General features: G+C 68.6%; 20 protein-coding genes and 1 pseudogene. 2 read left to right on the top strand and 19 right to left on the bottom strand.

The annotated features are described in order from the left end of the window. Nucleotide 1: 1 nt before the first annotated feature. Together dprA and QAD21_RS10110 are read right to left on the bottom strand one after the other, a co-directional pair. Nucleotides 2-1,144 (bottom strand): DNA-processing protein DprA, encoded by a 1,143-nt coding sequence (gene dprA, locus QAD21_RS10115; RefSeq protein WP_165630862.1) that lies wholly within the window; start codon nt 1,142-1,144, stop codon nt 2-4. After that, a pseudogene (locus QAD21_RS10110) lies at nt 1,144-2,651 on the bottom strand (YifB family Mg chelatase-like AAA ATPase). The gene dprA and the pseudogene QAD21_RS10110 overlap by 1 nt, the downstream one beginning before the upstream one ends. A gap of 122 nt (nt 2,652-2,773) precedes the next feature. Between QAD21_RS10110 and bluB the strand changes: the two are divergent. Beyond that, complete coding sequence (gene bluB / locus QAD21_RS10105) at nt 2,774-3,412, top strand: 5,6-dimethylbenzimidazole synthase (RefSeq protein ID WP_068972336.1); 639 nt, start codon at nt 2,774-2,776, stop codon at nt 3,410-3,412. Nucleotides 3,413-3,511: 99 nt separating this feature from the next. Next, complete coding sequence (locus tag QAD21_RS10100) at nt 3,512-4,861, top strand: DUF4185 domain-containing protein (protein WP_068972337.1); 1,350 nt, start codon at nt 3,512-3,514, stop codon at nt 4,859-4,861. Nucleotides 4,862-4,870: 9 nt separating this feature from the next. On the opposite strand, the gene QAD21_RS10095 is transcribed toward QAD21_RS10100, so the two are convergent. The 17 genes from QAD21_RS10095 to QAD21_RS10015 form a co-directional block, all read right to left on the bottom strand. Beyond that, on the bottom strand, nt 4,871-5,275 hold the full coding sequence (locus QAD21_RS10095) for a YraN family protein (protein ID WP_068972338.1): 405 nt from the start codon (nt 5,273-5,275) through the stop codon (nt 4,871-4,873). Nucleotides 5,276-5,375: 100 nt separating this feature from the next. Next, nucleotides 5,376-5,687 (bottom strand): DUF2469 domain-containing protein, encoded by a 312-nt coding sequence (locus QAD21_RS10090; RefSeq protein WP_004572292.1) that lies wholly within the window; start codon nt 5,685-5,687, stop codon nt 5,376-5,378. After that, nucleotides 5,684-6,373 carry a ribonuclease HII gene (locus QAD21_RS10085; RefSeq protein WP_068972339.1) on the bottom strand — a complete coding sequence of 230 codons (690 nt, stop codon included), beginning with the start codon at nt 6,371-6,373 and terminating at the stop codon, nt 5,684-5,686. The genes QAD21_RS10090 and QAD21_RS10085 overlap by 4 nt, the downstream gene beginning before the upstream one ends. 7 nt (nt 6,374-6,380) lie before the next feature. Then, nucleotides 6,381-7,229, bottom strand: a complete 849-nt coding sequence (lepB, locus tag QAD21_RS10080; protein WP_068972340.1) for a signal peptidase I — start codon at nt 7,227-7,229, stop codon at nt 6,381-6,383. Between the two features lie 18 nt (nt 7,230-7,247). Then, the gene (gene rplS, locus QAD21_RS10075; protein ID WP_004572295.1) at nt 7,248-7,589 is read right to left on the bottom strand and encodes a 50S ribosomal protein L19; all 342 of its coding nucleotides are present in this window, start codon (nt 7,587-7,589) and stop codon (nt 7,248-7,250) included. A 195-nt stretch (nt 7,590-7,784) separates the two neighbouring features. After that, nucleotides 7,785-8,759 carry a hypothetical protein gene (locus tag QAD21_RS10070; RefSeq protein ID WP_065628987.1) on the bottom strand — a complete coding sequence of 325 codons (975 nt, stop codon included), beginning with the start codon at nt 8,757-8,759 and terminating at the stop codon, nt 7,785-7,787. Then, entirely contained in the window at nt 8,756-9,106 is a 351-nt protein-coding gene (locus tag QAD21_RS10065) for a hypothetical protein (RefSeq protein ID WP_065628988.1), read from the bottom strand. Before QAD21_RS10065 ends, QAD21_RS10070 begins: the two co-directional genes overlap by 4 nt. Then, nucleotides 9,093-9,437, bottom strand: a complete 345-nt coding sequence (locus QAD21_RS10060; RefSeq protein ID WP_065628989.1) for a YbaB/EbfC family nucleoid-associated protein — start codon at nt 9,435-9,437, stop codon at nt 9,093-9,095. Before QAD21_RS10060 ends, QAD21_RS10065 begins: the two co-directional genes overlap by 14 nt. 41 nt (nt 9,438-9,478) lie before the next feature. Beyond that, entirely contained in the window at nt 9,479-10,198 is a 720-nt protein-coding gene (gene trmD, locus QAD21_RS10055; protein WP_065628990.1) for a tRNA (guanosine(37)-N1)-methyltransferase TrmD, read from the bottom strand. Continuing rightward, on the bottom strand, nt 10,198-10,731 hold the full coding sequence (gene rimM / locus QAD21_RS10050) for a ribosome maturation factor RimM (RefSeq protein WP_065628991.1): 534 nt from the start codon (nt 10,729-10,731) through the stop codon (nt 10,198-10,200). Before rimM ends, trmD begins: the two co-directional genes overlap by 1 nt. A 26-nt stretch (nt 10,732-10,757) precedes the next feature. Then, nucleotides 10,758-11,000 carry an RNA-binding protein gene (locus QAD21_RS10045; RefSeq protein WP_004572301.1) on the bottom strand — a complete coding sequence of 81 codons (243 nt, stop codon included), beginning with the start codon at nt 10,998-11,000 and terminating at the stop codon, nt 10,758-10,760. Further along, nucleotides 10,997-11,434, bottom strand: coding sequence for a 30S ribosomal protein S16 (gene rpsP / locus QAD21_RS10040; RefSeq protein WP_058250078.1), 438 nt, complete (start codon nt 11,432-11,434; stop codon nt 10,997-10,999). The genes QAD21_RS10045 and rpsP overlap by 4 nt, the downstream gene beginning before the upstream one ends. Before the next feature lie 457 nt (nt 11,435-11,891). Further along, nucleotides 11,892-12,962: an amidohydrolase family protein gene (locus QAD21_RS10035; RefSeq protein ID WP_068972353.1), complete on the bottom strand. Its 1,071-nt coding sequence runs from the start codon at nt 12,960-12,962 to the stop codon at nt 11,892-11,894. Nucleotides 12,963-12,988: 26 nt separating this feature from the next. Beyond that, nucleotides 12,989-14,554: a signal recognition particle protein gene (gene ffh / locus QAD21_RS10030; protein ID WP_068972354.1), complete on the bottom strand. Its 1,566-nt coding sequence runs from the start codon at nt 14,552-14,554 to the stop codon at nt 12,989-12,991. A 38-nt stretch (nt 14,555-14,592) separates the two neighbouring features. Continuing rightward, entirely contained in the window at nt 14,593-17,133 is a 2,541-nt protein-coding gene (locus tag QAD21_RS10025; protein WP_068972341.1) for a [protein-PII] uridylyltransferase, read from the bottom strand. Nucleotides 17,134-17,246: 113 nt separating this feature from the next. Further along, nucleotides 17,247-17,585, bottom strand: coding sequence for a P-II family nitrogen regulator (locus QAD21_RS10020; RefSeq protein ID WP_004572306.1), 339 nt, complete (start codon nt 17,583-17,585; stop codon nt 17,247-17,249). Nucleotides 17,586-17,635: 50 nt separating this feature from the next. Next, nucleotides 17,636-18,988, bottom strand: a complete 1,353-nt coding sequence (locus QAD21_RS10015; protein ID WP_189340149.1) for an ammonium transporter — start codon at nt 18,986-18,988, stop codon at nt 17,636-17,638. Nucleotides 18,989-19,164 lie beyond the last annotated feature (176 nt).

The following is a 19,164-nucleotide window of genomic DNA, read 5'->3' as shown; positions in this document are numbered from 1 at the left end:
GTCACGCCAGCCGCCATCGTCCGTCCACGTTCTGCACGTACCCCTTGATGTCGAGGTGCGCGAGCGCCGCGCGGACGGTTCCGATGTCGAGGCCGGCGGCGAACGCGATCTCGTCGATCCCCACTCCACCGCGGCCGGGAATGGCGTCGTGGACCCGTAGTTGCTCGGCGTCGAGCGCGTCGGTCGGTTTCGCGCGGCCGCGGCCGATGTCGCCCCCACCGTCGGGTCGTACCAGGTTGATCACCGACGCGACGTCGGACACCAGTACGGCGAGCTCGTCGGCGATCATCCGGTGACATCCGACCGAGGTCGCCGAGGTGACGGGACCTGGAACGGCTCCCAGCGGCCGGCCGAGCTTGCGCGCCCAGGCGGCGGTGTTCGCCGCGCCGGACCGTCGCCCTGCCTCGACCACGACGGTCGCGCCGCTCATCGCGGCGACCAATCGGTTCCGGGTGAGGAACCGATGTTTCGCCGCTGTCGTCCCGGGCGGGTACTCGCTGATCACCGCGCCCGTGCGCGCGATCGCGGTCAGCAGCGACGAGTGTGACGCCGGGTAGTCGCGGTCGATGCCACACGCCATCACCGCCGCGGTCACCCCGCCCGCCGCGACGACCGTGCGGTGAGCGGCGCCGTCGATGCCGAACGCCCCGCCGGACAGCACTGCGAAACCCTGGGCCGACAACCCCGAAGCGAGCGTCTGCGTGACGTGTTCGCCATACGACGACGCGGCACGGGACCCGATCAACGCGATCGACGCTGCGGCGAGGTCGTCGAGCCGGGCCGGACCGCGCACCCACAGGGCCAGCGGTTCGCCTCCGCGCGCGGCCGTGTCCGCCTGCCCCAGCGCCAGCAACGACCAGGCCGGCCACTCCGGATCGGCACGGGTCACCAGGCGCGCACCGACCCGCTCGGCGGCGTCCAGATCGTCGACCGCACAGTCTGATTCGCTCCGAGCCGCGGTGGCGGCGAGCACCGTCTCGTGGCCGCCGGGCACGGTGCGTCGACGGATCGCCGCAGCCGCCTCGACCGGACCGATGTCGTCGACGAGCGCGATGACCGCGGCGCACGGCGGTTCGGCGACCCGCGCCAGATAGGCCCAGGCGATGGATTCCGGCGACCGGGGTTCCGACGAATGGGCGGAGATCACCAGGTCGCTCCTCGGTCTCGGTACAGAAGTGCCTGTGCGACATCGTCTTCGACGGGACGCCCGGACCCGCTCAGATCGCTGAGGGTCCATGCCAGCCGCAGAGCGCGATCGGCACCGCGGGCGGTCACGCGGCCGTCTCGGAGGAACAGTTCGATGGGCCGCAGCACGTCGGGCGGCAGCCGGAACCGCTGCCGCAGCGCGGACCCGGGAACCTCGGCATTGGTGCGCCACCCGAATTCCGACCAACGCTCGATCGCAGTGGCTCGCGCCGCGGTGACGCGGGCCCGGACGTCGGCACTCGACTCCCCGGCACCGCTCATCAGCGCGGTGTTGCCCGGTGGGTCCATCCGCACGCGGATGTCCACGCGGTCCAGCAGCGGTCCGGACAACTTGCCCAGATAGCGCCGCCGCACGACGGCCGTGCAGACGCAGTCGACGTCGTGGGCGGGCGCGCACGGGCACGGGTTCGCCGCGAGGATCAGCTGAAAGCGCGCGGGGTAGACCGCCATGCCGTCACGCCGGGGCACCCGGACCTCGCCGTCTTCGAGGGGTTCCCGCAGGGATTCGAGCGACTTGACACTCATCTCGGCGCACTCGTCGAGGAACAGCACTCCCCGATGCGCCTTGGACGCCGCGCCCGGCCGGCGAAACCGGTACCGCCACCGAGCAGGGCCGTGATCGATGAGCTGTGGTGCGGGGCGACGAACGGCGGTTCGGTGATCAGCGGACGTCCGGGCGACAGCTCCCCCACCAGGGAATGGATCGCCGTCACCTCCAACGAGTCCTCCAGACCCAGCGGCGGCAGAATGCCCGGCAGCCGCCGCGCGAGCATCGTCTTGCCGATCCCCGGCGATCCGGTCATCAGGACGTGATGAGCTCCCGCGGCAGCGATCTCGAGCGCGTGCCGGGCCTCGTGCTGCCCCACGACGTCGGCCATGTCGGGGGCCGGCGGCGCCTGCGTCGTCGTCACCGCGTGCACCGTGTCGAGCACGTGGTCACCGGCCAGCCACTGCGTCACCTCTTTCAGACTGCTCGCTCCACCGACGTCCATCCCCTCGACGAGCGCGGCCTCGGCAACGGTCTCGATCGGCACCACCGCCCGTCGATACCCCTCCTGCCGCGCCGCGATCACCGCCGGCAACACCCCGCGGATCGGCCGCACGGTGCCGTCCAGACCGAGCTCGCCCAGAAAAACCGTCGACGACAACTTCTCCGCCGACACCTGTTGCGTGGCAGCCAGAATGGACACGGCCATCGACAGATCGAACCCCGGACCGATCTTCGGCATATCGGCCGGCGACAACGCCACCGTCACCTTCAACTCGGGAAAACTGAACCCGGAGTTCTTGATCGCAGCCCGCACCCGATCCCGCGCCTCCCGAACCGACGAATCCGGATTACCCGTCACCGCGAACCCCGGCAGACCCGAACTCACACTCGCCTGCACGTCGACGACCTGCGCGACAAAGGCATTGAGCCCCACCGCCTGTGTTTGCCCCAACATGGGCACAGTCTCACCGGAAACACGCGTGGCGGGCGGCGCCGAACCACTCACACAGCCGATCTGTGGATGACCTCGCGGTTGTGCACCACCGTTCACAGCAGCCCGACTAGGCTCGACAACCGATGGACGACGGAACATTCGACGATGCGTTCGTCGGCGATCTCGACCGACTACTCCGATGGCGGCGCGACGTCCGTTGCTTCCGCCGCGAACCACTCGAACCCCACGTGCTCCCCGACATCCTCGACGCAGCCGAACTGGCTCCGTCTGTGGGCAACAGCCAACCGTGGCGCTGGGTCGAGGTCCGGTCCGCCGAAGCCCGGCAATCGGTGCGCGACAGCTTCACTCGCTGCAACGCCGACGCGCTGGACGGTTATACGGGCGAACGCGCACAGCTGTATTCGTCGCTCAAGCTCGCCGGTCTCGACGACGCTCCCGTCCACCTCGCCGTGTTCTGCGAACCCGGTGTCGAGCAGGGCCGGGGACTCGGCCGACAGACAGTGCCCGAGACGCTGGAGTATTCGGTCGTCACCGCGATCTCCACACTCTGGCTGGCGGCGCGGGCCCGAGGCGTCGGGGTGGGGTGGGTGTCCATCCTCGAACCCGAGGAGGTTTCCGAGGCACTTGCGGTACCGCCGGCCTGGAAGCTTGTCGCCTACCTGTGTATCGGCTACCCCGCGCACGACTCGGAGACACCGGAACTCGAACGTGTCGGCTGGCAGTCACGGACGTCCGCCGGGGAACGCTTCTTCGTGCGCTGACACCAGATCGTGACCCCGCGGACCGCGCGATCCGCATGTAACTCCAGTAACAATAGTCACGTCAATCACTTCTATCGCAAGAGTAACTGGAGGACGCGCGTGTCGAGCCGTCTCACCACGAGTGTCCGACTGGCCCTCGCCGGGGTCATCGCATTCAGCGGCACCGCGGTCGCGCTGACGACCGGTGCCGGTGTCGCGCACGCCGCGCCGTGCGGCAACGCGACCACGGGCTCTAGCTTCCTGGGCTTCGGTTCCAGCGGTTCCAGCGGCTCGAGTGGCTCCAGCGGGTCGGAGGGCTCGTCGGGCAGCTCGAGCATTCCGAACCCGGGACCGCAGCGACCACTGATCCCGTATGTCGGTTCCAAATCCCGCACCGTCGGGTGGGTGACGGGCCCGCTCAGCGCGAACCGCACATTCAGCCGGTTCGGTATCGGCGGCACCGATCTCGGCGTCTCCTGGGACAACGGCCGCGGCCAGACGCTGATGGCCTTCGGAGACACCTTCGGCAACTGCAACGCGCCGGGACAGCAGTGGCGGCACAACGTGCTGCTCCGCACCGACGACGACAACCTCGCGAACGGACTCTCCGTCCCGGCCGGTCGCGCCGGCGACGTGACGTCGGGTTCGGTGATCGCGCCCGGCCAACCGAACTACGCGCAGGAACTGATCCCGTCGCTGGGCATCTCCAATGTCGAGGTCACCACCATCCCGACGGCGGCCATCTCCCTCCCGCACGGCGACGGCTTCCGCCAGTACATCAACTACATGTCGGTGCGCTCCTGGGGTTCGCCGGGCAACTGGGTCACCAATTTCTCGGCGATCGCCCATTCCGACGACAACGGCCAGACCTGGGTCACCGATCAGGACACCATCCTCATCAATGCTCCGGTCTCGCTCCGACTGCCCGGCGAGTTCCGTCCGATCGAGTTCAACAACGGCAAGTTCCAGCAGAACGCGTACGTCCGCGGCCGGCCCGGGACACCCGAAGCCGAGTACGTCTACCAATACGGCACCCCGAACGGACGATTCGGCGCCGCCTTTCTCGCGCGGTTCAAACCCACGGACATCCTCGACCTCGACGCGTACGAGTACTGGGCCGGCAAGAGTCGCGGTTGGGTGGACGACATCGCCGCGATCCCCGACGACGGCTCGGCGGTCGTCGTCAGACAACCGGTCACCGAACTCTCGGTCGCCTGGAGCCCGTACCTCGAGAAATACGTCATGCTCGATGGCGACAACGACATCACGCTGCGCACCGCCGATCATCCCGAAGGCCCATGGAGTGCACCGAAGACCATCGTGCCCCGTGGTGCGCTCGTCGTCTACGGACCGATGATGCTCCCCAACTCCCCCGCGCTGCAGGGAGATTCGAAGGAGCTCTACTTCAACGCATCGCGGTGGAGCGACTACAACGTGATGCTGATCCGGACCGATCTGAGCAAGCTCTGACACCCGGGTTCACACGTGCACGCCCTGGTGATGCCGCACCTGCGCACGAGCCAGATCGTCGGGAGCGGCCTGGTCGAGGCGCACGCTGAGGACGTCGAACCGGATCTGCGTCCATCGCCGATCCTGCGCCGCCAGCCACATCCCCGCGAGTCGGCGCATCCGGGCGAGCTTCGTCGGCGTGACCGCCATGACCGGATCGTCGTACGTGCGGCTCGCGCGGGTCTTGACCTCGACGATCACCAGGACCGACCCATCCGCGGCCACCAGATCCAGTTCGCCATAGCGGGTACGCCAATTGCGCTCCAGGACAGTCCAGCCGAGGGATATCGCGTAGTCTGCGGCCACGTCTTCACCGAGCCTGCCGATATGACCGCGGCGATCGGGGCGAGGATGGTCGCGCGCTTGTGCACTCATGCCGATCAGATTCGCGCAGAATCGATTTTGTCGACCTTCCGAAAGCGAGCAACGCCCTGATCTGTGAACGATCAGGGCGTTGTCAACAGGTTGCGCGTGGTCAGGGCTCGTCGGGCAGGCGGAGTTCCGACTTCTCGAGTTCCTCGATGTTGACGTCCTTGAACGTGATCACGCGGACCTGCTTGACGAACCGCGCCGGGCGGTACATGTCCCACACCCAGGCATCGCTCATGCGGAGTTCGAAGTAGACCTCGCCGTCGGTGTTGCGCGGGATCATCTCGACCGCGTTGGCGAGGTAGAAGCGCCGCTCCGTCTCCACCACGTAGGTGAACTGCCCGACGATGTCCTTGTACTCGCGGTACAGAGAGAGTTCCATCTCGGTTTCGTACTTCTCGAGATCCTCAGCACTCATCCTGTCAGCCTATCCCTGTTGTCGTTTGCGCTGGTGACCACACGTGCCGCGACATTACGGTACGACATGCGGTGTTGTGGTGTGGGGCCGGCGGCGTCGATGCGCGACATGTGCAACGCCGTGCTGTACCCCTTGTGGATGGCGAAGTCGTACCCGGGCAGGTCGTCGTCCATGGCGACCATGATGCGATCTCGGGTGACCTTGGCGATGATGCTGGCGGCGGCGATGCACGCGGCCGCCCCGTCTCCCCCGATCACCGGCAGAGACGGGGCCGTCAGTCCCGGCACCGCGAAACCGTCGGACAGCACGTATCCCGGTTTCACGTCGAGGGCGGCCACCGCCCGGCGCATGCCCTCGATGTTCGCGACGTGGATGCCGATGCGATCGATCTCGGCGGCTTCGATGATCACCGCACTCCAGCTCTGCGCGTAGCGCGTCACCGAGCGGTACAGCTCCTCGCGGGTGCGCTCGGTCAAACGTTTCGAGTCGTCGAGGTCGGCGAGGGAGACGAGCTGCGTCGGCTTCAAGACGCAGGCCGCCACGACCAGCGGGCCCGCGCACGCTCCGCGGCCGGCTTCGTCGACCCCCGCCACGGGCCCCAGACCCTGCCGGTGCAAGGCGAATTCGAACGTCCGCAGGCCCGCGGCACGGCGGACGGGTGAGCGGGGTGGCCATCGAGTCGTCACAGCTGTCTCACCCCTGCTGCGGATTGAACGAACCGACACCACCGATCCGCGAGAAGGGGTAGATGATGAACCGGACCTTGCCGCGGATGTCGCTGACCGGGACGGTGCCCTGGTACTGGTCCTCGACGTGGTAGCGCGAGTCCTGCGAGTTCAGTCGATTGTCACCCATGACCCACACGTTGCCCTCGGGCACGGTGATCGGACCGAAATCCGGCCCGAGACACGGAGGCACCTGGTCGCCCGGCCCGGCGACACCGGGCCCGAACGACGCAACCGTCTCCTCCTGGAGCTTCATGTCGATGTAGGGCTCGCGCAACGGGCGACCGTTGACCTTCACGCCGACGCCCTCGTCGTTGCGACATTCCACCGTCTGACCGCCGGTCGCGATGACCCGCTTGACGAGGTTGTTCTCGTCCGGCGGCGCGAACCCGAACCACGACAGCGCATCCTGCGCCTTGTGCATCACCGGATTCGTCGATCGGGGCGACACCCAGGCGCCGTTCCACGACTCCGACGGGCCCTTGAAGACGACGACGTCGCCGGGTTGCGGATCACCGAACCGGTACGTGAGCTTGTCGATCACGATGCGGTCGTTGGTGCAGCCGTCGCACCCGATGAGGGTGGACTCCATCGACTCCGACGGGATGACGTACTGCCGACCGATGAAGGTCTGCAGCACCCAGGTGAGGAGAAGGACGCACCCCACGATGATGACGACTTCGCGCAGGAGCGAACCCGAGCCGGACTTGCGCTTGCCGCGCTCGTCGGCATCGGATTCGGCCGGGTCGGTCTTCAACCTCCACGGACGCTTGGCGTCGTCGTCGGGGGCATCGTGGGGTCGCTGTGTGTCGGCCACCTCGTCAGGTTAGACGCGTCAGCGCTTTTCCTTGATCTTGGCTGCCTTGCCGCGCAGATCGCGCAGGTAGTAGAGCTTGGCGCGACGGACGTCACCGCGGGTGAGGACGTCGATCTTGGCGATGTTCGGGCTGTGCACCGGGAAGGTGCGCTCGACGCCGACGCCGAAGGACACCTTGCGGACGGTGAAGGTCTCGCGCACGCCGCCGCCCTGACGACGGATGACGACGCCCTTGAACACCTGCACGCGCTCCTTGCTGCCCTCGATGACCTTGACGTGGACGTCGAGGGTGTCACCGGGGCCGAAGTCCGGCACGTCGTCGCGGAGGGACTGCTTGTCGAGGAAGTCGAGCGTGTTCATGTGTCGTGGTCCTTGTCTGGCGGAGAACGTTGAGCAGAGGAACCTGGCGGCCCGTGGGCTCGACCGGTTCGTGCTCCGAGTCGTTGGCGTCGCAGCCGGCGGTCTCGGAGAGACAGCCCCGGACACGGGGCATCGTCGGCAGGCAACCCGACTATTGTGCCAGAGACACCCCGGGCCGACGAAATCGCGGAGCCGCTACGTCCGTGGCGCCACGATCACGACGTCGTCGGCCTGCAATGCCGAGATGGTGGCGGGCTCCATCGGCGTCGCCGCGGCGATCGCTCTCGGCGTCACACCGGCATGCACCATGTGGTCGCGGACCGCGAGTTCGGGCGCCTGGCCGTTGGCGGTGAGTGCCTCGTCGTCGGCGAGTTCCATCCCCACCCGCTGATACGGCTGCGGGTCGTTGGTCCCGACGACGACCACCGGGGCTCCCCGCGGGCCGATCCCGACGCCCACCGCGGTCCGGAACCAACCTGCGATCGATGCCGGGACCGTGGTCTGGAGTCGCTCGGCTCGCCCCCGCAACCAGGTCAGGTCGTTCGCGCCGATCACGTCGCGGTCGGCGCGAGCCCGCGCGCCGGCCAGACCCCCGAGACCGGCAGCCATCGCACCCGCCGCACCCAGTGCCCCGAGCGGCATCATCGGCATCATCCCGCTCGTCGCCGCGGGTGCAGCGGCGCTCTGCCCGGCCTCACCCGACCGTTCGGTGTGATCATCCCCCGCCGCGGTGAGGGCCATCCGGCCGGTGCTCGCGGCCTCGACCCGCCACGTGTCGTCACCGATCGCGGCGTTCACCTCGGCCCGCCGGATGTCGCGGTCGGCGATCAGTGCGACCACCGACATCTGCTGCTGCGTGTCGATCACCGTTCGGGCATACGCGTCCAGCGACGTCCCGAGCGCGCGCAGCCGTTCCGCCGCTCCGGGCAGATCGGCACCGGCGATCTGTCCGAGCCCGTCGACGACGGCATCGTGGAACCCGCCCGCGGTCGAGTCCCCCGTCGCGTACGAGTCGGTCACCGACGCCACCGCCTCGGCGAGGCCGGCCACCCTCTCGGCGAGTGCCCGCACGCGCTGTGCCGAGTCGCTCAGTGCCGCCGCGTCGGCGGTCGGCCACACCCCCGGGGCCAGTTCCTCGGCGATCCGCTCGGCCTCGCCACGCGCCGTCATGCGTCGGCCCGGCCGATACGCGCCGAGGCCTCGGCATCTCGGTCGAGGAGGTCGTCGATGCCGGCGACGAGGGCGCGGCGGCGTTGTCCGAGACGGTTCCCGACGTCGTGCAGACGATCCGTCGACGCCGCGGCCGCCGGCGAGAACCCCGCCCGGAACGCACCCGCCGATTTCCCGGTGCCTACTGCCATGTCGACGTCGATGAGCAGGGCGGCGAGCTCGGTCTGTATCGCCGTGAGTTCCGCCGCCGCTGCCTGCAGTCGCGTCGCCACGACGGCGGCGGCACCGGGGTCGGCGGCGACCCGGGGACCGGCGTCGGCCGCCGGCGAGAGGTCAGGGTCGGTCATCGGCGACCACACTGTCGAGGCGGGCGTCGGCGTAGTCGATCGGCAGATCCGGTGCGCCGGAGAGGATGTCGGCGGATCTGGTGCGCAGCGCGGTGTCCGCCTCGGCGATCAGCGTGGTCAGCAGGGCGGACAGTTGATCCGCGCGGTATCGACGCATTGCGGAGGGTTCGATCGTGATGTCCACCGCACGGCCGCGCGCGTCGACCGTCACCGCGACGAGCCGGTCGTGACTGGTCGCCCGGGAGGTCAGCTGCGACAACGACTTCCGGACCCGTTCGAGTTCGGTGCGCTGCCGGTCGAGTTCCTCGACCATGGCCGAATACCCCTGCATCGTCTGCTGGACCCCCGTCCGAGTCGAACCTCTGCCGAATCCTAGTCGGTATCGCCCGGATGGTCCGCGGAGGAGTCCACAGGGTCCGGGAGGAGATCAGGCCGGCGCGCGCGCGTCCGCTCGAGGGCCTGTTCGGTACGCCAGCGTGCCACCTTCGCGTGGTCGCCGCTGAGGAGTACGGGCGGGACGTCCAGACCGCGCCAGGACACCGGCCGCGTGTAACTCGGACCTTCGAGCAGCCCGTCGGAGAACGAATCCTCCTGATGCGAGCGGGGATTGCCGAGTACGCCGTCGAGCAGCCGGACGGTCGCCTCGATCATGGCCATGACCGCGACCTCTCCCCCGATGAGGACGAAGTCGCCGAGGGAGACCTCTTCGACGCGCACCCGTCGGGCCGCGTCGTCGAAGACACGCTGGTCGATACCCTCATACCGGCCGCAGGCGAACACCAGATGCTGCTCGGTGCTCCAGCGACGCGCGGTCTCCTGGGTGAACGGCACACCGGCAGGGGTCGGCACGATCAGCAGCGCGTCGTCGGGGCACACCTCGTCCAGGCACGGCCCCCAGACGTCGGGTTTCATCACCATGCCGGGCCCGCCGCCGTACGGCGAGTCGTCCACGCTGCGATGGACGTCGTGCGTCCAGTTGCGTAGGTCGTGGACCGCCACGGTGATCCGTCCGGCGTCGATCGCCTTGCCCAGCAAGGCAACTCGGAGCGGATCGAGGTACTCGGGGAAGATCGACACGACGTCGAGGCGCATCACGGCGCCTCGTCGAGCGAATCCGGATCCAGCAGCCCCTCCGGGGGGTCGATCACGATCAGCTCGCGACCGACACTCGGCACGATCTCGCGCACGAACGGCACGAGTACCTCACGGTCGTCGGTGGTACGTACCGACAGCAACTCGCCGCCGGGCAGATGCAGGACCGATTCGACGACGCCGACCGCGGAGCCGTCGGTGAGTTGTACGGGCACGCCCTCGAGTTCGTGGTCGTAGAACTCGTCCGGGTCGTCGGAAGGCTCCACCTGCGAACTGTCGATGAGGAACAGGGTGCCGCGCAGGGCGTCGGCGGAATCCCGGTCCGCGATGCCGGCCAGGGACACCAACAGCCGCCCGGAATGATCCCGGGCGGCTGTGACGGTGAAATCCCGTTCCCCGGCACCGCGCGGCAGACGGCCACGCAGCACCGAGTTCGGGGCGAAACGCATCTCGGGCTCGTCGGTGCGGACGTCCACGACGACCTCACCACGGATTCCGTGTGACTTGACCACACGGCCTACGACGAGATCCACGATGCGCTCGGTGTTCGGGTTCGCGGTCAGCGGTCGGTGTCGACGATGTCGACGCGCATCCCGCGGCCGCCGATCCCGGAGACCAGGGTGCGCAGCGCGGTGGCGGTACGACCGTTGCGACCGATCACCTTGCCGAGGTCGTCGGGGTTCACGTGAACCTCGACGAGCCGGCCGCGACGGCCGGTGACGAGGTCGACCCGGACGTCATCGGGGTTGGAGACGATTCCGCGGACCAGGTGCTCGACCGCGTCGGCGACGACTGCGCTCACGCGTCACCCTCGGCGGCGGGAGCCTCGGCAGCCTCGTCGTCCTTCTTGGCGGCCTTCTTCTTGGGGGTGGTCGCGGCGGCGACCGGCTCGTTGTCGGCGGCGGCGAGCGCGGCGTTGAACAGGTCGAGCTTCGACGGCTTGGGCTCGGCGGTCTTCAGGGTGCCCTCGGCGCCCGGCAGGCCCTTGAACTTCTGCCAGTCACCGGTCACCTTGAGGATCGCGGCCACGGGCTCGGTCGGCTGCGCACCGACGCCCAGCCAGTACTGCGCGCGCTCGGAGTCGACCTCGATCAGCGAGGGCTCTTCCTTGGGGTGGTACTTGCCGATGGTCTCGATGACCCGGCCGTTGCGGCGGGTGCGGGCGTCGGCGACGACGATGCGGTACTGCGGGTTGCGGATCTTGCCGAGCCGCGTGAGCTTGATCTTGACAGCCATGTCTACATCTCTTTCGTGTGGTCACTGCGCAATTCAGCAATCCGCCCGGAGTGGCGGACCCGGTTTTGCGTCTGTAGTGGTGTGACCGTCGGGCGGCCGTGACCGGATCCGACGAACCAGCGAATCATTGTGCCAGACCGGGCGGTGAGTTCCGAATCCGGTGATCGGCCTGCAGAAGGAACAGCCGATGGACCGGCATGTGGTCACCCACCCCGCGAGGACGACCACATGCCGAACGTCACTTCCGTCACTCTGTCGGTGTCGGCTCATCCGCGTCCTGATGCGCGACACCGCCGGAGCCTCCCTCGACCCCCGGCTCCGACGGGCCCGCGCTCTCGGATCCGGGCCGCGGATCCGAGGTGGACTGATCCGGTTCGTCCTGGCCGAACCGTTGCAACGCCGTTGCTACGTTACGCGGCGGTAAGGAAGGCAACCAGCCACTACCGTGTGGCTTTGCTCACACGAGGTGGCGACCAGACGAGACCACTGCCACCGGGTGTCGCAACGTGCCCAGGTCGTCGCACGGGTTGTCTGCGTACACGACGAAGTCGGCGCGGTGCCCGTCCTCCAGGAGGTCGGCGCCCAGCCAGGCGCGCGCATTCGTCGACGCCGCCGCGATCGCACCCGCCGGGCCCAGGCCCACGTCCGAGAGCGCCTCGATCTCGTCGACGATGCGTCCGTGCTCGACGAATCCGCCCGCGTCGGTCCCGGCGAAGATCTGGACACCGGCCTCACGCGCGGCGGCGAACACCGCCGGGGCGCCCGCATGCAGGGCGCGCATGTGCGCGGCGTAGGTCGGGAAGCGTTCGGCTCCGTCGGCGATCCCGGGAAAGTTCTCGACCTGGATCAGGGTGGGCACCAACGCGATCGAGCGGTCGACGAGCTGGTCGACGAGATCGGGAGTCAGCCCGGTGCCGTGCTCGATGCAATCGACACCGGCCCCGATCAGGTCGACTAGAGCATCGGTTCCGAAGACATGGGCGGTGATCCGGGCGCCGTGCTCGTGCGCCACCGCCACCGCCGCCTCTATCTGTGCACGGGTCCACAGCGGGGCCAGGTCGCCGACCTCGCGGTCGATCCAGTCGCCCACGATCTTCACCCAGCCGTCGCCGGCCTGCGCCTGCCGGGCCACCTCGGCCGCGAGTTCGTCCGGATCGTCGAGGTCGACGCCGTAGTCGCGCAGATACCGCTTGGGCCGGGCGATGTGCTTGCCCGAGCGGATGAAGCGCGGGCAGGCGGGGTCGTCGTCGAGCGGGTGTGTGTCGAGCGGCGACCCGACCTCGCGGATCAGCAGGGTGCCTGCGCGCGCATCGGCGTAGGCGTACCCACGGGCCTGCTCGATGTCGACCCCGAGGCCCGGCGCGATCCCCACGTGGTTGTGGGCATCGACGAGGCCCGGCAGGATCCAGCCGCCGTCGACGGCCGTCTCGGCGTCGGGAACCGCGGTGAGGCTGATGGTGTCGTCGGACACCCAGAACTCGACCGGTTCGGACGTGAGCGGATCGGTGCCCCGGTAGTGGCGGGCCATTGCACCCTGTTCCGGGCCACCCACCGTCATTTCTTCTTCTTGGGCTGCTGGAACTGCGACACGTCGATGCCCTCGAGACCCGGGGGCAGCTGATCGAGACCGGCCGGCATGTTCGACAGGTCCGGGAACCCGGCCGGCATGCCTCCGGGCATACCAGGGAAGCCGCCGCGCGCCGCCTTCGGCGGGGTGGGGCCGCGGCTCTTGCCCTTCTTGCCCTTCTTGCCCTTGCGGTTGGACTTGCGGTTCATCGCGCCCATGCCCATGCGACCCGACATCTGCGCCATCATCTTGCGGGCCTCGAAGAACCGGTCGACGAGCTGGTTGACCTCGCTGACGGTCACACCCGACCCGTTGGCGATCCGGATCCGGCGTGAGGCGTTGATGATCTTCGGGTTGTCGCGCTCGGCGGGGGTCATGCCGCGGATGATCGCCTGCACGCGGTCGAGCTGCTTGTCGTCGACCTGCGACAGCACGTCCTTCATCTGGCCGGCGCCGGGCAACATCCCCAGGATGTTGCCGATGGGGCCCATCTTGCGGATCATCAGCATCTGCTCGAGGAAGTCCTCGAGGGTCAGCTCGCCCTGGGTGATCTTGGCGGCCGCGGCCTCGGCTTGCTGCGCATCCCAGTGCTGTTCGGCCTGCTCGATGAGCGACAACACGTCGCCCATGCCGAGGATGCGGCTGGCCATGCGGTCGGGATGGAAGACGTCGAAGTCCTCGAGCTTCTCGCCCGAGGACGCGAACATGATCGGTTGGCCGGTCACCTCGCGTACCGACAACGCCGCACCGCCGCGCGCATCGCCGTCGAGCTTGGTCAGCACGACGCCGGTGAAGCCCACACCCTCCTGGAAGGCCTCGGCGGTGGTGACGGCGTCCTGACCGATCATCGCGTCGACGACGAACAGCACCTCGTCGGGCGAGGTGGCGTCGCGGATGTCGGAGGCCTGCTTCATCAGTTCGGCGTCGATGCCGAGCCGGCCGGCGGTGTCGATGACCACCACGTCGTAGTGCTTGCTCCGCGCCTCGTCGACACCGGCCTGCGCGACCGAGACCGGATCGCCCGAGGTCACACCGAGCACACCCTCGCCGCCGACGCTCGTGCCCGGATGCGGCGCGAAGACCGGTACGCCGGCGCGCTCGCCGACGATCTGCAGCTGTGAGACCGCGCCCGGACGCTGCAGGTCACAGGCGACGAGCAGCGGGGTGTGACCCTGCTGCTTGAGCCAGTTGCCCAGCTTTCCGGCGAGTGTCGTCTTACCGGCACCCTGGAGACCGGCCAACATGATGACGGTCGGGGGGTTCTTGGCGAACCGCACCCGCCGCGTCTCCCCGCCGAGGATTCCGATGAGTTCCTCGTTGACGATCTTGACGACCGTCTGCGCCGGGTTGAGTGCCGCGGAGACCTCGGCACCCTTGGCGCGCTCCTTGATCCGGGCGATGAAGGACCGGACCACCGCGAGCGAGACGTCCGCCTCGAGCAGGGCGAGCCGGATCTCGCGGCAGGTGCGGTCGATGTCGGCGTCGGACAGCCGCCCCTTGCCACGCAGATCCTTCAGGGCACCGGTCAACCGGTCGGAGAGGGAATCGAACATGGGTCCCATCCTTCCATGCGGGTCCCGGGACGAAACATCTAGGAGATCGGCACTCCGGACCGTCCCGTCCCGCCGTAGGACTGCGGTCCGTCGCCGTCCTCCTCGCGCGCCGGCTGCGGCGGCGGGCAGACCGCGACGACGGCCTCGGCCAGCTTTGCCCGTGCGTCCTCGGTGTCGGTCGCCAGCCGCAGGCCGAAGATGTCGACCCCGGTGGCGCCCAGGGTCGCCACCTTGGCCCACCGGATGTCGGCGCCGTGGCGTTCCAGGATGGCACTGACCCGGCTGAGCAGGCCGATCCGGTCGTCGGAACGGACCTCCAGCACCGCTTCCCCCTCCGGGGCGTCCAGCCACGTCACCCGCGGTGGCGCCACGGCGAAGAGCGCGGGTACCGCGTTCTTCGGATGCCCGGCCCCGTCGACCTCGGGATCGGTGCTCCCGGCGCTGGCGCCGATGGTCACCACGGTGCCGGGAATCGTGGTGACGGTGCCGATCGTCGGGATCGGCGAGTCCCGCTCGCGCGCGTCGAGCCGCGCGAGGACGTCGATCTTGCCGTCGACGGCCGCGATCAGCTGCTGGCGCAACAGGCCGGCATCGGGCGGACTGCCGAACATCGGGACGACCAGGAACGAGTTGATCGCCTTCCCGTCGGCGCTCTGGGCACACGCCGAGTGGGACCGCAACCCGCCCAGGGCGAGGACCCCGGCCATCTTCGACAGCAGGCCGGGTTGATCAGGCGCCACCATGGTGACGCGGTACGTGTGTTGCCCGTCGGCCCGGACGAGCCGGACCGCGTAGTCCCCTTCCGCCGCCGTGGCCAGGTCCTCGGCCGTCAGCGGCTCGGGCGCGCTCGGCTCTTCGCCGTCGATGAGTCGCATCGACCGGCGGACGAGGTCGTGGATGAGCGAGGCCTTCCACTCCCCCCACACCCCCGGGCCGGTGGCCAGCGAATCCGCTTCGGCAAGTGCGGCAAGCAGTTCCAACAGCACCCGGTTGTGTCCCAGGGTGTCGGCGACCGACTCGGCGGTGGCCGGGTCGTCGAGGTCCCGGCGGGTGGCGACCTGCGGCAGCAGCAGGTGGTGTCGCACCATGTCGGCGAGGATCGCCACATCCTGCGGCCAGAGACCGAACCGGTTGCCGACCTGAACCGCCAGATCAGCGCCGACGATGCTGTGGTCGGCACCCCGACCCTTGCCGAGGTCGTGGATCAACGCACCGAGGACGAGCAGGTCGGGCCGGGACACCCGGGTGGTCATCGCACTCGCGTACGCCGCGGTTTCCACGAGATGCCGGTCGACGGTCCAGGTGTGGATGGCATCGCGCGGCGGGAGGTCGCGCACCGCACCCCATTCCGGCAGGAGCCGGCCCCACAGGCCGGTGCGGTCGAGCGCCTCGATCGGGTCGACCATGTGATGTCCCGAACTGAGCAGGACCAGCAGGTCGCTGAGTGCTTCGGCCGGCCACGGCTCACGCAGTTCCGGCGCGTAGTCGGCCAGCCGGCTCAGCGTCGACGCGCTGATCGGGAGGCCGGTTCGGGCCGACGCGGCGGCGACCCGCAGGATGAGTCCCGGGTCTTTGCTCGGAATCGCGTTGCGCGCCAACACGATCTCTCCGCTGTGCTCGACGACGCCTTCGTCGAGCGGACGGCGCAGCGGCGAGCGCCGCAGCTTGGCCAGTCCGCGACGCGGCAGGGCGTTGCCCGCGGTCCGCAGGCCGACGTCGATGGAGTAGCTGATGGTGCGGGCCGAGTCGCTGATGACGCGGGCGAGATCGAACCGGTCCCCGATCCGGAGGGCCGCCCCGATCTCGTCGGCGTCTTGGGCCTGCACGTGCTCGCGGGGACGCCCGGCGATGCGGTGCAGTTCGGTACGGATGTCGAGGAGCCGCGTGTAGGCGACCTGCGGTCCGGCACCGGGCGAATCGGGTCGCAGGCTCGCCATCCCGCTGGTGAGCTGGGCGATCGCCAGCGCTCCCAGGAGCTGGACGTCACGCAGGCCGCCCCGGCCGCTCTTGAGGTCGGGTTCGGCGCGATGTGCGATGTCGCCGGCTCGCCGCCAGCGGTCCTGCGCGTGCGTGACCACTTCGGGGAACCGATTGCGGATGTCGTTGCGCCACTGCTGGCGGACCCCGCCGATCAGCAACGTGGACAGATCCTCGTCGCCGGCTATGTGGCGCGCCTCGAGGAGGCCGAGGGCCGCGGTGACGTCGTCGCCGGCGACCTGCAGCGCCTGCGGCACCGTCCGCACACTGTGGTCGAGCGGGATGTTGGCGTCCCACAACGGGTACCAGAGTCCGTCGGCGACCTCGGACACCCGCTCGGCGGGCATGTCGTCGTGCAGCAGGATCAGATCGAGGTCCGAATACGGGAGCATCTCACCGCGACCGAGTCCGCCCACGGCGACGATCGCGAACCCGCTGTGCGGCTTGATGCCGAGTTCGGCGCCCTTGCTGGTCAGCCAGAATTCGTGCAGGTCGACGAGCACCTGGCGCAGTGCTGGTGCGTCGAGTTTTCCCGATCGGCCGGATTCGGTGAGTTGCCGTCGGGTCTTGGCCAGGTCTGCGGCGCTTACGACTGCCTCCAAAGTGTGTGGGAGAGAAGGGAATACGAGGTGTGGAACTCCGACGGCCCCGCGCCCGACTGGTCGTCGGGCACGGGGCCGTTCACCGGGATTTCGTCGACGCCTCGGCGGGCTCGCTACAGTGCGTCGCCACCGCGCTCGCCGGTTCGGACGCGAACCACGGACTCGACCGGCGAGACCCACACCTTGCCGTCACCGATCTTGCCGGTCCGGGCGGCCTCGACGATCACGTCGACGACCTTGTCCACGGCGGCGTCGTCCACCACGACCTCGACGCGGACCTTGGGTACGAAGTCGACCGAGTACTCGGCGCCGCGATAGACCTCGGTGTGACCCTTCTGGCGGCCGTAGCCCTGGACCTCACTCACGGTCATGCCCAGGATGCCGGCCTGCTCCAACCCGGCTTTGACATCCTCGAGCGTGAACGGCTTGACGATTGCAGTGATCAGCTTCATTAGTTATCCCTCTCCACAGGATTCAGCGTAGTAGCGAATGGCTTCGAGCGTCATGCCAGCTCATAGGCCGTCTCGGCGTGTTCTGCCTCGTCGATGCCGCTCTTCTCGTCCTCGTCGCTGACGCGCCAACCCAGCGGCTTGAGCACCAGGGCGATGATCGCGGTGAGAACACCGGTGAACACGAGGGCGAACAAGGCGATCACGACCTGGACCACCAGCTGCTTGTAATCTCCGCCCCAGAAAAGGCCCACGTCCTCGCCGATCAGGCCGATGGCCACCGTGCCCCAGAGGCCGGCGACGAGGTGGACACCGACGACGTCGAGCGAGTCGTCGTAGCCGAACTTGTTCTTCAGGCCGATCGCGACGGCGGCGAGAGCACCCGCGATGACACCGAGGATGAGCGAGCCGACCGGGGTCAGCGAACCACACGCGGGGGTGATGGCGACCAGACCGGCGACCACACCCGAGGCGGCGCCGACGCTGGTGGCGTGCTTGTCGCGGATGAGTTCCACCGCGAGCCAGCCGAGGATCGCCGCGGCGGTGGCAGCGGTGGTGTTGACCCACACCTGACCGGCGAGCAGGTCGGCGCCCAGCTCGGAGCCGACGTTGAACCCGAACCAGCCGAACCAGAGGAGTGCTGCGCCCAGCATCACGAACGGGATGTTGTGCGGACGGTAGGCGGTGCGGCCGAAGCCGACGCGCTTGCCGATGATGAGGACCAGGACCAGCGCCGCGATACCGGCGTTGATGTGCACGACCGTGCCGCCGGCGAAGTCGATCGGCGCGACGTTGGCCGCACCTTCCTCGTCGGTCCCGAACATCTTGGCCGCCAGACCGTCCTCACCGCCGCCGAGGAGGCCGCCGCCACCGACGAGCCCGCCCCAGACCATGTGGGACAGCGGGAAGTACACGATCGTCGCCCACAGGACGGTGAAGACCATCCAGGTGGAGAACTTGACGCGTTCGGCGAGTGCACCGCTGATGAGGGCGACGGTGATGACCGCGAAGGTCAGCTGGAACCCCATGAAGACGATCGCCGGGATGGTCAGGCCGCCGGTGACGTACATCTCGGTGTCGCCCTCGCCGATGGTGCTCATCAGCTGGTCGGACCCGAAGAGCGCGAACGGGTTCGCGAAGATGCCGCCGATGTCGCTGCTGCCGGTGATCCCGTCGCTGAACGACATCGAGAAGCCCCACAGCACGTACACGACGCTGATCGACGCGAGTGCTCCGAAGGACATCATCATCATGTTCAGGACGGACTTGCCTCGCGCCAACCCCCCGTAGAAGAACGCGAGGCCTGGGGTCATCAGCAACACGAGCGCGGCCGACACGAGCATGAATGCCGTGTTACCCGTGTCGATCGGGCCAAACGATTCGTTTGGCAACTGAGCCAACTCCACTACGAAACCTCCTCAGGATGCGCCGACGGCTCGGCGCCTCCAAAGAGATTGTCGGCAGTCGGTTTCGGCCGTGGTGCCCTGACGTTTCGGGCGCGTAACCCCCTGGGCGGTTTGTATTTCGCCCATGTAACATCCCAGTTCGGCTCTGAGCTGTCTCTCAGACTCCGCGGCCGATG

Source organism: Gordonia sp. SMJS1 (assembly GCF_029866425.1).
GTDB lineage: Bacteria > Actinomycetota > Actinomycetes > Mycobacteriales > Mycobacteriaceae > Gordonia > Gordonia hongkongensis.
The sequence above is the reverse complement of the archived record's forward strand: the minus strand, read 5'-3'. Positions and strand labels throughout refer to the sequence as shown.

What these genes read in the sequence shown, in the direction of transcription:
- bluB (WP_068972336.1), top strand. Translation starts at nt 2,774, where the DNA reads ATGGACGACGGAACATTCGACGATGCGTTCGTCGGCGATCTCGACCGA.
- QAD21_RS10095 (WP_068972338.1), bottom strand. Translation starts at nt 5,275, where the DNA reads ATGAGTGCACAAGCGCGCGACCATCCTCGCCCCGATCGCCGCGGTCAT.
- QAD21_RS10090 (WP_004572292.1), bottom strand. Translation starts at nt 5,687, where the DNA reads ATGAGTGCTGAGGATCTCGAGAAGTACGAAACCGAGATGGAACTCTCT.
- rplS (WP_004572295.1), bottom strand. Translation starts at nt 7,589, where the DNA reads ATGAACACGCTCGACTTCCTCGACAAGCAGTCCCTCCGCGACGACGTG.
- QAD21_RS10070 (WP_065628987.1), bottom strand. Translation starts at nt 8,759, where the DNA reads ATGACGGCGCGTGGCGAGGCCGAGCGGATCGCCGAGGAACTGGCCCCG.
- QAD21_RS10065 (WP_065628988.1), bottom strand. Translation starts at nt 9,106, where the DNA reads ATGACCGACCCTGACCTCTCGCCGGCGGCCGACGCCGGTCCCCGGGTC.
- QAD21_RS10060 (WP_065628989.1), bottom strand. Translation starts at nt 9,437, where the DNA reads ATGCAGGGGTATTCGGCCATGGTCGAGGAACTCGACCGGCAGCGCACC.
- trmD (WP_065628990.1), bottom strand. Translation starts at nt 10,198, where the DNA reads ATGCGCCTCGACGTCGTGTCGATCTTCCCCGAGTACCTCGATCCGCTC.
- rpsP (WP_058250078.1), bottom strand. Translation starts at nt 11,434, where the DNA reads ATGGCTGTCAAGATCAAGCTCACGCGGCTCGGCAAGATCCGCAACCCG.
- QAD21_RS10035 (WP_068972353.1), bottom strand. Translation starts at nt 12,962, where the DNA reads ATGGCCCGCCACTACCGGGGCACCGATCCGCTCACGTCCGAACCGGTC.
- ffh (WP_068972354.1), bottom strand. Translation starts at nt 14,554, where the DNA reads ATGTTCGATTCCCTCTCCGACCGGTTGACCGGTGCCCTGAAGGATCTG.
- QAD21_RS10020 (WP_004572306.1), bottom strand. Translation starts at nt 17,585, where the DNA reads ATGAAGCTGATCACTGCAATCGTCAAGCCGTTCACGCTCGAGGATGTC.